Consider the following 12,938-nt stretch of genomic DNA (forward strand, 5'->3'; position numbering starts at 1 on the left):
CCGTTTCACAGTTTTCCCCGAATTGCCTCAGGCCGCTGTGGGATAGTCCGTGTAGCCCCTGGCATCGCCACCATAAAACGTCGCCTTGTCCGGGTCGTTCAGTTCGGCATTCCGCTTCAGGCGGCTGACGAGGTCGGGGTTGGCGATGAACAGCTTGCCGAACGCGACGAGGTCGGCATAGCCGTCCGCGACGGCCTTCTCGGCCAGTTCCTTGTCGTAGCCATTGTTGACCAGCCACGCGCCCTTTCCGCCGGCGTTGCGATAGGCGGCTTTGAGCTCCGCATAGTCGAACGGCTTGTCGCCCTGGCTGAAGTCGCGCGCGCCGCCGGTTGCTCCTTCTACGATATGGATATAGGCGAGGTCGCGATTGCCCAGGCCAGCCACCACATGGTTGAACAGCGGCTGCGGATCGGTATCCGAAGCGTCGTTGGCGGGTGTCACCGGTGACAGCCGGATCCCGGTCTTGGCCGCCCCGACAGCGCCCGTCACCGCGTCGACCACCTCAAACAGGAGGCGCGCCCGGTTTTCGATGGAACCGCCATAGTTGTCGTTGCGATGGTTGGTGCCCGAGCGCAGGAACTGGTCGATGAGATAGCCATTGGCGCCATGGATCTCGACGCCGTCGAAACCCGCTTCTTCGATCGCCGCCTTGGCCGCACGGCGAAAACCGTCGACAATCCCAGGAAGTTCGGCTGCATCGAGCGCGCGGGGCTCGGAGGTCTCGACGAACTCGCCATTGCCATCCGGCTTGACCAGATAGGTCTTGGATTTTGCCCTGATCGCGGACGGTGCCACCGGCTTGCCGCCACCGGGCTGCAACGTATGGTGCGAGATGCGTCCGACGTGCCAAAGCTGGACCACGATCTTGCCGCCGGCGGCATGAACGGCGTCCGTGACACGCTTCCAGCCGGCTAGCTGGTCGGCGCCATAAAGGCCGGGCACGTCGGCATAGCCCTGGCCCTGATGGCTGATGGCGGTGGCTTCCGTTACGATCAGCCCGGCCGTGGCGCGCTGGCTGTAATAGGTGACGGCGAGGTCGCCGGGCACCGCATTCGGAGAACGATTGCGCGTCAGCGGCGCCATGACGATGCGGTTTGCAAGCGCCAGGTCGCCAAGCCGCAGGGGGTCAAAGAGGGTAGTCATGAGAAATGCCTTTCATGCATTCGTGGGGGGCAGTGAGGAGGATGGTCAGAGATCGGACAAGGCGGCCTGAAAGGCGGCGATGGTTTCTTCGTTGCGCTTGTAGAAGACCCATTGGCCGACCCTTCGTGTGGTAACGAGGTCGGCCGACGCCAGCGTCGCCAGATGCGCCGAAACACTGGACTGCGCGAGGCCGCGACCTTCGAACTGGCTGGCGCAGACGCCCATTTCAAGTGGATGCACCTGTTCGGCGAAGTGCTGTTCAGGCTCCTTCAGCCACACCAGAACATCCCTTCGAAACGGATGCGCCAGCGCCTTCAATATGATGTCGTGGTCCATCTTCACCTCGCATCGATCTCACCCGATATATAGATCGGGTAGAGACGATATGGCAGGAAATCCATACCATTCTCGATGGCGATCGGAGAAAGTCGCCGCCTCGCCTGGCAACGAAGCCGGAATGAATATCCCGGGCGCGCACGAATTCGGCCCAAATCCCAGGGCCTACGAGGCAATTGTCGGGAACCGCATCGGTCGTTCGTCCTTTGAATGCAAGGCGTGACAACCCGATAGGGAGCCTCCCATGAAACCCACCATCACCGCCTTCGAAAGATCGCCCGACCGCGGCAGGGGACAGGCGCGTGACATGCGTGTTCGTTGGGCGCTTGAAGAAGTGGGTCAGCCCTACGACGTTCGACTTGTCTCGTTCGCAGCGATGAAGGAACCGCCGCATCGTGCGCTGCAGCCTTTCGGCCAGATTCCGACCTATGAAGACGGCAATCTCGCTTTGTTCGACTCAAGCGCCATCGTGCTCCATATCGCGGAGCGCCATGCTGGCCTGCTGCCGGACGAGGCGAATGCCCGGGCGCACGCGGTCATGTGGATGTTTGCCGCGGTTACCACGATGGAGTGGACGATCGTCGAGCGAGAGACCGCCATGCTGCTGGAAGGCGACGAGCCCTGGCACAAGCAGCGCCTGGCCGTTGTCGAGGATCGCATCCGTGGCAGGCTCGGCGAACTCTCCGATCGCCTGGGCGATTCTGACTGGCTCGATGGCGCGTTCAGCGCCGGCGACCTGCTGATGGTCATGGTGCTACGCCGGCTGAACCGATCGGCGTTGCTGGACGAATATCCGAACCTCTCGGCCTATGTCGCCCGCGGCGAGGCTCGGCCTGCCTTCAAGCGCGCTTTCGATGGCCAACTGGCAGTTTTCACTGCGGCATCGAACGGCGGATGAAGGCCGCCTTGGGTCACTTGACTCCCATCAGCCGGCGAACCCGCCTTCATCGAGAAAGCGCTGTTCGTCCGCCCGCATGGCGCGGCCGAGGATCGGATTGCGGTGCGGGAAGCGTCCGAATCGCCGCACGACGTCGCGATGGTGCTCAGCGCGCTTCAGGTCGCGCCCGCCGCTCTCGGCTGCCAGTGCCACCGAGCGGTCCTGGTCGGCTAGCCTTTCGGAATGCGCGAAGGGCAGTGTGAAGAACAATCGCCAAGATGGGTGAACATGCTGCTGGAACCCGGCCTCGACGGCGGCAGCCGTGATGTGGCGGGCTTTTTCATCGGTCGCATACATGCGCGGTGTGCCACGAAAGGCATTGCGCGGAAACTGGTCGAGCAGCACCAGCAGCGCCAGGGCGCCATAGGGCGTCGCCGCCCAGTCGTCGCAGTCGCCGCGCGCCGCCGCCTCATGCAGCGCCAGGAAGCGGTCGCGAAAGACGCGGTCGAACTCCGCGTCCTTGGCGAACCATGCGGTGGGACCCGCCAGCCACCAGAAGTCGATGACGTCCGCGGCGGCGTCCGGCACATTTGCCCATCCGGACCAGCCGTTCGGGTCCAGCGTCGCGATCGCTTCCATAGTCATGCCGCCCTCTCGGTGCCGGCCAGTGCCGGCCAGTCCTGAGCCTTGGCCCAGTCGATGAACGAGGTCGGCTTGATCGCCAGCATGCTAAGCGTCTCGCTGGTGTCGACGGCGAGCAGTGTCGAGTGCTGCCGGTGCACCCAGGCATAGTTGGCGACGACCTGATCGGCCGCATCCTTGCCGAGCATTGCGCTCAGGCCGGCGGCGAAGTCCGCCAGCGGCACCGGATAGTAGCCGACCTCGCGGCCGACGATATCAGACAGGATATTGGCCATCTGCGGTCCGGTCAGCGCTTCGGGTCCGCCAATGTCGAAACTGGCGCCGGCAAGCTCGGGCCGCCGCATCGCCGCGACCACATAGGCCGCCATGTCCTCCCATGAGATCCAGGAGGTCTGGAAATCGGCCGGCAGCGGATAGGCGAACACGCCCTGATGCATGATCGCAGGCGCGCTCCAGGGTGCGGCGACATTGCTCATATAGAGCGTTGGCTTGAGGACGATCGATGGCAGGCCGGAGGCCTTCATATAGTCGATGAGTTCGACCTTGGCTGCCATCAATCCGGTGCCGGAATGTCTGGAGACATGGCCGCTGGTGTTGAACACCAGGAGCTTGACCTCCGCCTCAAGCGCCGCGTCGACCATGTTGCGGCCATAACGCAGGATTTGCTCTGGGCCGGCGTTAAGCGGCAGCGTCAGCGCCACTGCATCGACGGCGAGACAGGCGAGGCGGACGCGTTCGGCATCGGCGAGATCGCCGCGCACGATGTTGACGCCGTCGCCGAACGGGTCGCGTGAGCCCTTGCGCAAAAGCGCGCGCACAGTGGCGCCTGCCGCACGGCAGGCTTGCACGATGGCTGATCCCTGCGCGCCGCCGGCGCAGGTGACCAGAATTGAACGGGGAAAGTCAGACATCGGTTTGCTCCTCGGTGTGGTGTCTTCGCGGAGCCGGTAGGACCGCCTCCGCTGAGGCCAGCCAATTCGCAACTTTACTCTGCTGAATCTAGTGATATGATTTCAGAAATATGCTGAACCAAATTGACCTTTCCCGCGCCGACCTCAATTTGCTGATCCTGTTCGAGACCGTCATCGAGGAGCGCCATGTCGGTCGCTCGGCGGAGCGGCTGAACCTGTCGCCCTCGGCCGTCAGTCATGGCCTCGGCCGATTGCGCAGCCTGCTGGGCGATCCGCTGTTCCTGAAAACACCGCGCGGCGTCGTGCCCACCAACCGGGCAACGGAGCTGGCGGCACCAGTGGCTGAGATCCTGGCCCGGGTGCGCTCGGTAATATCGAGCGCCGAGCCGTTCGATCCGGCCCGCTCGACGCGCCGCTTCGTCATCGGCGCGCCGGATGCAGCCTCATCCGTGTTCCTGCCGCCGTTGCTCGACAGGGTGCGCCATGAAGCGCCCGGCATCGACATCAGCATCCGGCAATTGCTGCCCAGGTACGGCGAACCGTCACCGGCCCTGGCCTGGCTTGACGCCATCGCCGAACTCGAAGCCCGAGCCATGGATATCGCCGTCATTCCGTTCGACCACTTCCCAGTGCGGTTCGTGGTGGACACCATCTACGAGGAGGATTTCATCTTCGCCATGCGTGCCGGCCATCCCTTCGCCAGAAACCCGACCCTTGAGAATTACTGCGCCATGCAGCATCTCGTCGTGTCGAACGCCGGCGATTCAAAGGGTTTTGTCGACAGGGTGCTGGCTGAGCACGGCCTGTCGCGCCGGGTGATGCTGACCGTTCCAAACTTCATGTTCGGACTGGCGGTGCTCGCCGATACCGATCTGATCTCAGCCTATCCGCGCCGCTTCGTCGCCATGCATGCCAGCCGTTTCGGTGTAGTGGGCATCGATCCGCCCGTCCCGCTCGGTCACTTCAACATCAACAGCATCGTGCCAAAGGTGGCCATGATGGATGCCGGCCTGGCCTGGCTTGTTGGGCTGCTCAAACAGACCGGACAAACCGCTCTACGAGGTCGAGATCCATAGTACGGATGGCAGTCCGATTTGCCGTGCTGTACAACTTGTCGATCGCGTCGTTACGGGGGACCTACCGTCATGCTCCGCCTGGCTATACTTGCCGTGTTGGCAATAGGCTTCGCCACGACAGGCTCCGCGCAGTCGCTGAAGGAGGGCGAAGTCCTCAGTTCGTTGAGCGTCATGCCGATCAGCGAGCCAAACCCGGTGCTCGGTGCCGATGGAAACGTACATCTCGCCTATGAGCTCCTGGTGGTGAACACCAGCCGGCTGTTCATGACGATCGACAAGGTTGAAGTGCTTGACCCGGCCGCGAATGTCCTGTGGTCGGCTGATAAGGACAAGCTTGCAGGCATGACGTCCATGTTCAGCGGTGCCAGCGAGAAGCTGTCGCCGGGCGGATCGGCCGCGATCCTCGTCGATGCGATCGTCGCAAAGGAAAATGCGCCTCCTGATCAAGTCGTGGCAAGGCTGACGGTGAGCAGGGAAATTTCCGGGCCGGATGGAAAACCAGCACCCTTCCCATCCACAGAGCCACTGCCGGCGACGGTCACTTTCACGGGCGCGTCGACACCGGTTGGAAAGCCGGCACGCATTGTACAGCCGCCACTGCGTGGCACGGGATGGCTCGCCGTCAATGGCTGCTGCGACGAGCTCACATCGCATCGCGGAGCGATCATGGCGGTGAATGGACTGCTTCGCGTTCCCGAACGTTTTGCGATCGACTGGGTAAAGCTCGACGCAACCGACCACGTCTTTACCGGCGACCCGTCCAAACTGACAAGCTACGCCTACTACGGCGCCGAGATCCATGCCGTGGCGGATGGCGTCGTCGTCAACCTCTATGACGGAGCCGAGGAGCAGATTCCAGGCAAGATCGAAGGCATCACCACCGAGAACATCGGCGGCAATATGATGGTCGTGGACATCGGCGACGGCGTGTTTTCATTCTATGCCCACATGCAGCGCGGCAGCCTACGCTTCAAGCTCGGCGACCGCGTGAAGGTCGGTGATGTCGTTGGCCTGCTCGGCAATACCGGCAATACGACCGCTCCCCACCTTCATTTCCATCTGATGGACGGTCCTTCACCGCTCGACGCCAATGGGCTGCCGTTCGTGTTCACGCGGTTCCAGAGCCGAGGCGTCGTCGTGATGTCTGGCGACAATGACCCGCTCGAGCGCGGCGCGCCCGCCGTGATCAGTGACGACGGGCACCGTGGCCAGCACGAGAACGAGTTGCCCCTGAACAATCAGGTCATCGATTTCGAGTAATATCGCACGAATAGTCTAGTTTGCCGCGGTGAGTTCAACCTGCTCGACCCCCGCCGCGATGTTGATGCCGGTTTCGCCCTCGACTGCGAGCGGCTGAAGTGCAAAGGCTTTCTCGGTTCCGCCGAGCAGGGCATCAGCGCCAACTCCAAGACCTACGGCCGCCTCCGCGTCGACGCCATCATATTTGCCGGTCAGCAGGCCATTGTCCTTTGCGGTCGAACCGCTGACGACGGCCCAAATGAGATGGCCTTCTTTCACCTCGCCAAGTTCAATACCGAATTCGTGGATCGAGCCGGTGTAGTTTTCCTTCGTGCCGTCATTCCTGGTGAATACGCAGGTCATGGTCTGTTTGCGCTCAATAATCTCGCCGATGCCGGTCGAGGTGTCGCATTTCAGGATACCGACTTGGGCGTTCACCGCCCAGGCAGGTGCTGCCGCGAAAAGCAGAAATGAAGCGCTCGCAAGAGCGAAGAGGCGGATGACGGAGTGGAAAAGCATGTCGGATTTCCCTGGTTGAAGTTGCGAAGCTGATGCGTCCGGTAAGAGGCAAATCTCCTCGTTAATCATTTGATCCTTTGCCTTGCCTAGCCGGGAAGCGTGGACGTAACCTCCCGTTTCGTCTTGCGCGCGGCGCGCCATTCCTCGAACCGTTGCAGGATGACGAAGAACGACGGCACGAACAGAACGGCGAGGCAGGTCGAGGCGATCATGCCGGAAAAAACCGTGATGCCGATCGACTTGCGCGCGCTGGCCCCGGCGCCGGTCGCCACCACCAGAGGCGCGACACCCAGGATAAACGCGAATGATGTCATCAGGATCGGGCGGAAACGAGCTCGCGCCGCCTCGATCGCCGCGTCGACGATCGGTCTGCCGGCTGCGCGTAATTCGCGCGCGACCTCGACGATCAGGATGGCGTTCTTGGCCGACAGCGCGATCAGCAGGATCAGGCCGATCTGGACATAGAGATTGTTGTCGATGCCGAGGCCGTTGAGGACCAGGACCGGACCCACCAGCGATAGCGGCGCGGCGAGCAAGATCGAGATCGGGGCCAGCCAGCTCTCATATTGGCCTGCCAGCACCAGATAGACCAGCAGCAGCGCCAGGCCGAACACCAGATAGATCTGGCTGCCGACGAGCTTTTCCTGGAAGGAGAGCGCCGTCCAGTCGAAGCCGGTGCCGGGCGGCAATGTTTCGGCCGCGACTCCTTCCATCAGCTTGATCGCGTCGCCGGATGAGAAGCCTTGTGCCTGCACGCCGATGATCGATGCCGAGGGATAGAGGTTATAGAGACTGATCAGCGAGGGGCCGACGCTTGGTGTGATGCTCAACAACGTGCCGAGCGGGATCATGTCGCCGTTCTGGTTGCGCACGGTCAGGCGGGCGATATTCTCGGGCGTCAGGCGGAATTGCGCGTCGCCCTGCACATAGATCTGGAACACCCGTCCGAACTTGTTGAACTGACTGACATAAGTCGAGCCGAGATAGCCGGCGAGCGTCTGGAAGACCTGGTCCGTGGTCAGTCCCAGGGTCTGCACCTTCTCGCGGTCGATCTCGACCGTGTATTGCGGGACGTTGGCGCGGAACGGCGCCGATACGCGCTGGATGCCCGACTGCGTCTCAGCAGCCCTGGTCACCGCCGTGACCGCGCCCTGCAGCTTGGCGAGGTCGAAACTGCCGTCACGCAACTCGACCTGCATGGTGAAGCCGGCGGCGTTGCCTATGCCCTGGATCGGTGGTGGCGGCAGCACCAGCACAGTTCCGTCACCCATGTCGGACATATTTTTGTTGAGCGTTGCGTAGAGTGAGGCAAGATCCTCGCCCTTGCCGCGCAGGCTCCAGTCCTTGAGGATGATGTAGGCAACGCCGGCGTTCGCGAGCGTCGAATTGTTGTCGAGTGCCGAGATGCCGGCGATCGTCACGACCTGATCGACGCCCGGGGTGGCCTTGGCGATCTTCGAAACCTGTTGCAGCGTCTCCTGCGTACGGCCAAGTGCGGCGCCGTCGGGCAGTTGAACCGCGGCGAGCATGTAGCCCTGATCCTCGATCGGAATGAAGCCGGTGGCCACGCGCGATATGCCATAGCCGGCCGCGCCGATGATCAGCAGCGCAATGATACCCATCACCGTGCTGTGACGCACCATGGAGCCGATCAAGCCGGCATAACGGTTCTCCATACGCTGGTAGACCGAGTTGAAGCCGCGAAAGAAGAAATTGCGCTGGTCCGGCGGCACCGGCCGCCTTAGCCAGGTTGCGCACTGTGTCGGCTTGAGCGTTGCCGCGTTGATGGCGCTGATTATGGCAGTTGCCGCAATCACCAGTGCGAATTGCGCATACATTTGCCCCGTGAGGCCGGGCAGGAACGCAGCCGGCAGAAACACCGCCATCAGCACCAGCGTGATGCCGATGATTGGCCCGAACAGCGCGTTCATGGCGGCAATCGCCGCGTCGTGGCCCGACATGCCGCGCTCCATATTGTGAGCGGCTCCCTCGACCACGACGATGGCGTCGTCGACGACGATGCCGATGGCAAGCACGATGGCGAACAGGGTCGACAGATTGACCGAGAAGCCGAGCGCGGCCATCGCCGCGAACGCCCCGATGATCGTGACCGGAACGGTCGTTGCCGGCACCAGCATCGCCCGCCAATCCTGCAGGAAAAGCAGGATGACGATGAGCACCAGCACGGCGGCTTCGATCAGCGTCTTGTAGACCTCGTGGATCGCCTGGCTGACGAAGATCGTGGTGTTGAAGGGGATCGAGTACGCCAGCCCTTTCGGAAACTCGCGAGACAGTTCCTTCATCCTGGCCTCGACCTTGCCGGCCACATCGAGCGCGTTGGCGCCCGGTGACAGGAAAACGGCCATACCGGCTGCCGGCTGGCCGTCGAGATTGAAGAACTGGCCATAGGTCTGGGCGCCAAGCTCGACCCGGCCTACGTCACGCACACGCGTCATGTCGCCATTGGCGCCGGTCTTGACGATCACGGCGCCGAACTGATCGGGGTCGTCGAGGCGGCTGGACACCTCGACCGTGTATTGGAAGGACTGCCCGTCGGGCGCCGGCGGCGCGCCGACCTGGCCTGCGGTGACCTGCTCGCTCTGCTGCCCCAGCGCCTGGACGACGTCCTGCGTGGTAAGGCCGCGCGCCTGCATCTTCTCCGGATCGAGCCAGACGCGCATGGAATACTGGCCTGCGCCGAACACATTGACATTGCCGACCCCCGGTATCCGGGAGAGCTCATCCTTCAGCCGGATGGTCGCGTAATTGGCGAGATAAAGGCTGTCATATTGGCCGTCCGGCGAGGTCAGCGTGACGATTTCGAGGATCGAGGTCGACTTCTTCTGAACGGTGACACCCTGCACCTGCACCGCCTGCGGCAACCCCGCGAGCGCCGAGGACACCCGGTTCTGCACAAGCACTTGCGCCTGGTCGAGATCGGTGCCGATCGCGAAGGTGACGGTGAGATTATAGGTGCCGTCCGATGCAGCATAGGACTGCATGTAGATCATGCCCTCGACACCGTTGACCTGCTGCTCGATCGGCAGCGCCACCGTGTCGATCACCGCGCGCGCACTCGCACCCGGATAGCGCGTCGTTACCGAAACGGTGGGCGGCACCACGTCGGGATACTGCGCCACCGGCAGGGCAAAGAGCGAGATGATGCCGATGACGACCATGAGGATGGCGATTGCGTTGGCCAGGACCGGCCGCTCGATGAAGAATTTGGAGATCATTTTGCCGCGCCGTCCGTGGCGGCCGCTTCCAGTTTCTTCTCCTGCGGTTCGATCTTCTGGCCAGGCACGGCCGTCAGCAGGCCGGAGACAAGGACGCGGTCATCCGCCGTGATACCCTTGGTGATGACGCGCAACGCTCCGACCAGTTGGCCGATCTCGACCGGCCGCTGCTCGACGACGTCATCCTTTCCCGCGACGAGCACGTAGCGCCCCTTCTGGTCGCTGCCGATCGCCCGGTCGGGAACGAGCAGCATGTCCGGCTCTTCGCTCAGCGGCACGCGTACGCGCACGAAATAGCCCGGCAGCAGCGCCCGGTCTTCATTGGGCAGCACGGCGCGGACCGCCAGGGTGCCGGTGGCGGCCGTAACCTCTGGCGCGGCGTAATCCAGCATTCCCTGGTGGGGATAACCCGTCTCGTTCTGCAGGCCGACCTCGACCGGTATTTTCTTGAGGTCCTGCGCGGTCATTCCACGCTTCGCCATGGCGGCGCGAATGCGCAGTACATCCTGCTCCGAGATATTGAAATTGACGTAGATGGGAGCGAGTTGAACGATGGTCGCCAGCGTGGTGGCGCTGCCGGCACCGACAAGCTGCCCGATCGAAACCTCGCGGGACGTGACGGTGCCCGCGAACGGCGCCTTGACCTCGGTGTAGCTCAGATTGAGTTGAGCCTGCTTGACGTCGACCGCGCTCTGCTTCTGCTTGGCAATGTCGACGTCTGCCGCGGCGGCGGACTGGTCGAGGGTCGATTGCGAGATGATCTTCTGGGACAGCAGCTCCTGCTGCCGTTTCAGGTCGGCGCCGGACTGCTTGGCGGCGGCATCCGCTGAACCTTGCCCGGCCTGGGCCTGTTCGAGCGCCAGCTGGTAGGAATCCTGTTCGATCAGGAACAGCCTTGTGCCGGCCTTGACCTCGTCGCCATCCTTGTAGTCGATTTCCTGAAGGAAGCCCGAGACGCGCGCGACCAGCGGTGTGGTGTTTATCGCCGCGGCGCTGCCGGTGGCCTCGAGATAAGGGGTCACGCTCTGCTTGACTGGAAGCGCCACGTCGACCTTCGGCGGAGGTGGCGGTACGTATGCGTTTTGCTCGCTGCATGCGCACAACAGTAGTGTAACGGCGAATAGGCCTGCCGCCGGCGCTCTTTTCCCCGCCACGAAAAGCATGTCTCCCCTCTATATACTTCCCTGTGTTTATCGCATTATATGAAAGTGAGCTAATTTACATATTTGAGGGAGGTTTGTCATGCGGATTGCGTTAAGCGTGCTTTTCCTGACCACCCAGATGGCCACCAACGTGGCTATGGCTCAGACGGCGGCCGAGCGTGAGGCCTGCGAGTCAGATTACAAGAAGTTCTGCAGCGGCGTGGAGCAGGGCGGCGGCCGCATCATCAAATGCCTGTCCGACCATATGAGTGAATTGACGCCGGAATGCCAAAAGGTCGTCAAGGCAAACACGCCTGGATAGGGCCGCCGCGTCGCGATCTTTCCGGGTCGCGGGTGACATCATGTTTCGAGACTATCGGAAGCCGGCGGGCGAGGTCCGCGGGTGCAGCATAAGGAGTGGCCGCAGCGCGCCAGATGTGCTCCAAATAGGCTTTCCGCAAGGCTGATGCATGTCGCCCAAAAGTGTGCAGCGGTTTTGGGACAACGACATGCATAAAACGAAGAACTAAAGCGTAAAAGGCTGCAATGAGTGGTTTCGCAAGATCGGCGGTCTCATATGCGATGCCGTTAGCCGCTCTCGCTGTGGCCATCGCGGTCAGGGCCAGCGGGCTCTCGGTAGACCAGGGTTCCATCAACATGAGGATCCTGGTCGGAGCGATTTCGAGCGCGATCATGTTCATCACCATCTTTGTGGTGCTCGACCACGCCGAGTCGGTGGCTCGGCGCGTAGGGGAACCGTACGGCACTTTGGTGCTGACCATTGCCGTGACGGCCATCGAAGTGTCGATCATCGTTTCCATGATGTTGCATGGCGAGAACAACCCGACACTTGCACGCGAATCCGTCTTCTCGACGGTGATGATCACATCCACGGGCGTTGTCGGTGTCTGTCTGACGTTTGGCGGCTGGCGGCATCGCACGCAGGCAATCGTGCGACAAGGAACCAGCGCCTATCTGGCGGTTCTGATCGCGCTAACTGTCATGACGCTTGTTCTGCCGACATATACGCAAGCTACGGGGCCCGGCACATTTTCGGCGGCTCAACTTGGTTTTGTGAGCGTGCTTTCCGTGCTGCTTTATGCAGGTTTCCTGTTCGCGCAGACTGTCCGTCACCGGGACGATTTCATCGAAGGACAGGCACACGGCGTTTCGACGCGAGCCGCCCCTCACGAGAGCATCCTCGCGGGCGTTCTACTGCTGGTGGTCGGCCTGATTGGTATTGTCATGCTCGCCGAGCAAGTCGCCGCAAGCATCGAGGATGCGCTTGTTGCCTACCAGGTGACCCAGTCCGATGCCATTGTGGGGGCATTGATCGCGGGCCTGGTCTTGATGCCGGAGTCCGTTTCGGCGGTTCGTGCCGCCCTCAACAACGAGCTGCAGCGCGGTTTGAATGTCGCGATGGGTTCAGCTTGCGCCACGATTGGTTTGACCATCCCGGTAGTCGCAGCCGCCAGCCTGCTGACGGGAAGGGGCCTGACCCTGGGCATCCCCGCGACTGACACAGTGCTCTTGGTCCTGGCGCTTTTCATAAGCAGTGTCAGCTTTAGCAACGAACGGACGACGTTCCTGACCGGCATGGTCCACCTTGTGGTGTTTTTTACCTACGTCTTTTTGATCTTTGTTCCATGAAGGGTTTGGTGCGAGCTGGCATTCAGATGCAGGGATGAGACGGCTTTTAGGCACCGATCCTGGCCAACACCGCTCGGCGACGCGGGACGCATGAGTGACCTGCAATACCGCGACATACGATCAAGGACGGGCAGCACCCAGCGCCTCAGCCTGCGGCCGCCTTCCCC

12 protein-coding genes are annotated in these 12,938 nt (G+C 62.2%); 5 read left to right on the forward strand and 7 right to left on the reverse strand.

Going from position 1 to position 12,938, the window contains the following annotated elements:
* Nucleotides 1-27 precede the first annotated feature (27 nt).
* Both OHD62_RS07520 and OHD62_RS07525 read right to left on the reverse strand, forming a co-directional pair.
* Nucleotides 28-1,143: an alkene reductase gene (locus tag OHD62_RS07520; protein WP_263781838.1), complete on the reverse strand. Its 1,116-nt coding sequence runs from the start codon at nucleotides 1,141-1,143 to the stop codon at nucleotides 28-30.
* A 45-nt stretch (nucleotides 1,144-1,188) separates the two neighbouring features.
* Nucleotides 1,189-1,479 carry an ArsR/SmtB family transcription factor gene (locus OHD62_RS07525; RefSeq protein WP_263781839.1) on the reverse strand — a complete coding sequence of 97 codons (291 nt, stop codon included), beginning with the start codon at nucleotides 1,477-1,479 and terminating at the stop codon, nucleotides 1,189-1,191.
* A 244-nt stretch (nucleotides 1,480-1,723) separates the two neighbouring features.
* On the opposite strand from OHD62_RS07525, the gene OHD62_RS07530 reads away from it, so the two are divergent.
* Nucleotides 1,724-2,377, forward strand: a complete 654-nt coding sequence (locus tag OHD62_RS07530; protein ID WP_263781840.1) for a glutathione S-transferase family protein — start codon at nucleotides 1,724-1,726, stop codon at nucleotides 2,375-2,377.
* Between the two features lie 27 nt (nucleotides 2,378-2,404).
* On the opposite strand, the gene OHD62_RS07535 is transcribed toward OHD62_RS07530, so the two are convergent.
* Entirely contained in the window at nucleotides 2,405-2,995 is a 591-nt protein-coding gene (locus OHD62_RS07535; protein WP_263782323.1) for a DUF924 family protein, read from the reverse strand.
* Between the two features lie 2 nt (nucleotides 2,996-2,997).
* A complete protein-coding gene (locus OHD62_RS07540; RefSeq protein WP_263781841.1) occupies nucleotides 2,998-3,909 on the reverse strand; it encodes an SDR family oxidoreductase in 912 nt (303 codons plus the stop codon).
* Between the two features lie 110 nt (nucleotides 3,910-4,019).
* Between OHD62_RS07540 and OHD62_RS07545 the strand changes: the two genes are divergently transcribed.
* Complete coding sequence (locus OHD62_RS07545) at nucleotides 4,020-4,985, forward strand: LysR family transcriptional regulator (RefSeq protein ID WP_263781842.1); 966 nt, start codon at nucleotides 4,020-4,022, stop codon at nucleotides 4,983-4,985.
* A 69-nt stretch (nucleotides 4,986-5,054) separates the two neighbouring features.
* Nucleotides 5,055-6,245 (forward strand): M23 family metallopeptidase, encoded by a 1,191-nt coding sequence (locus OHD62_RS07550; protein ID WP_263781843.1) that lies wholly within the window; start codon nucleotides 5,055-5,057, stop codon nucleotides 6,243-6,245.
* A 15-nt stretch (nucleotides 6,246-6,260) separates the two neighbouring features.
* Here the strand turns inward: OHD62_RS07550 and OHD62_RS07555 are convergent, their stop codons facing one another.
* From OHD62_RS07555 to OHD62_RS07565, 3 genes are read right to left on the reverse strand one after another with little or no spacing between them, the layout of a single operon-like run.
* The gene (locus OHD62_RS07555) at nucleotides 6,261-6,884 is read right to left on the reverse strand and encodes a DUF992 domain-containing protein (RefSeq protein WP_263781844.1); all 624 of its coding nucleotides are present in this window, start codon (nucleotides 6,882-6,884) and stop codon (nucleotides 6,261-6,263) included.
* Nucleotides 6,830-9,979: an efflux RND transporter permease subunit gene (locus OHD62_RS07560; RefSeq protein ID WP_263781845.1), complete on the reverse strand. Its 3,150-nt coding sequence runs from the start codon at nucleotides 9,977-9,979 to the stop codon at nucleotides 6,830-6,832. Before OHD62_RS07560 ends, OHD62_RS07555 begins: the two co-directional genes overlap by 55 nt.
* The gene (locus OHD62_RS07565; RefSeq protein ID WP_263781846.1) at nucleotides 9,976-11,142 is read right to left on the reverse strand and encodes an efflux RND transporter periplasmic adaptor subunit; all 1,167 of its coding nucleotides are present in this window, start codon (nucleotides 11,140-11,142) and stop codon (nucleotides 9,976-9,978) included. Before OHD62_RS07565 ends, OHD62_RS07560 begins: the two co-directional genes overlap by 4 nt.
* Nucleotides 11,143-11,221: 79 nt before the next feature.
* Here OHD62_RS07565 and OHD62_RS07570 point away from each other — a divergent pair, with 79 nt between their 5' ends.
* Complete coding sequence (locus tag OHD62_RS07570; RefSeq protein WP_263781847.1) at nucleotides 11,222-11,443, forward strand: cysteine rich repeat-containing protein; 222 nt, start codon at nucleotides 11,222-11,224, stop codon at nucleotides 11,441-11,443.
* A 260-nt stretch (nucleotides 11,444-11,703) separates the two neighbouring features.
* On the forward strand, nucleotides 11,704-12,771 hold the full coding sequence (locus OHD62_RS07575) for a calcium:proton antiporter (RefSeq protein ID WP_263782324.1): 1,068 nt from the start codon (nucleotides 11,704-11,706) through the stop codon (nucleotides 12,769-12,771).
* Nucleotides 12,772-12,938: the final 167 nt, after the last annotated feature.

Source organism: Mesorhizobium sp. YC-39, assembly GCF_025753795.1.
In the GTDB taxonomy this organism is placed as follows: Bacteria; Pseudomonadota; Alphaproteobacteria; order Rhizobiales; family Rhizobiaceae; genus Mesorhizobium.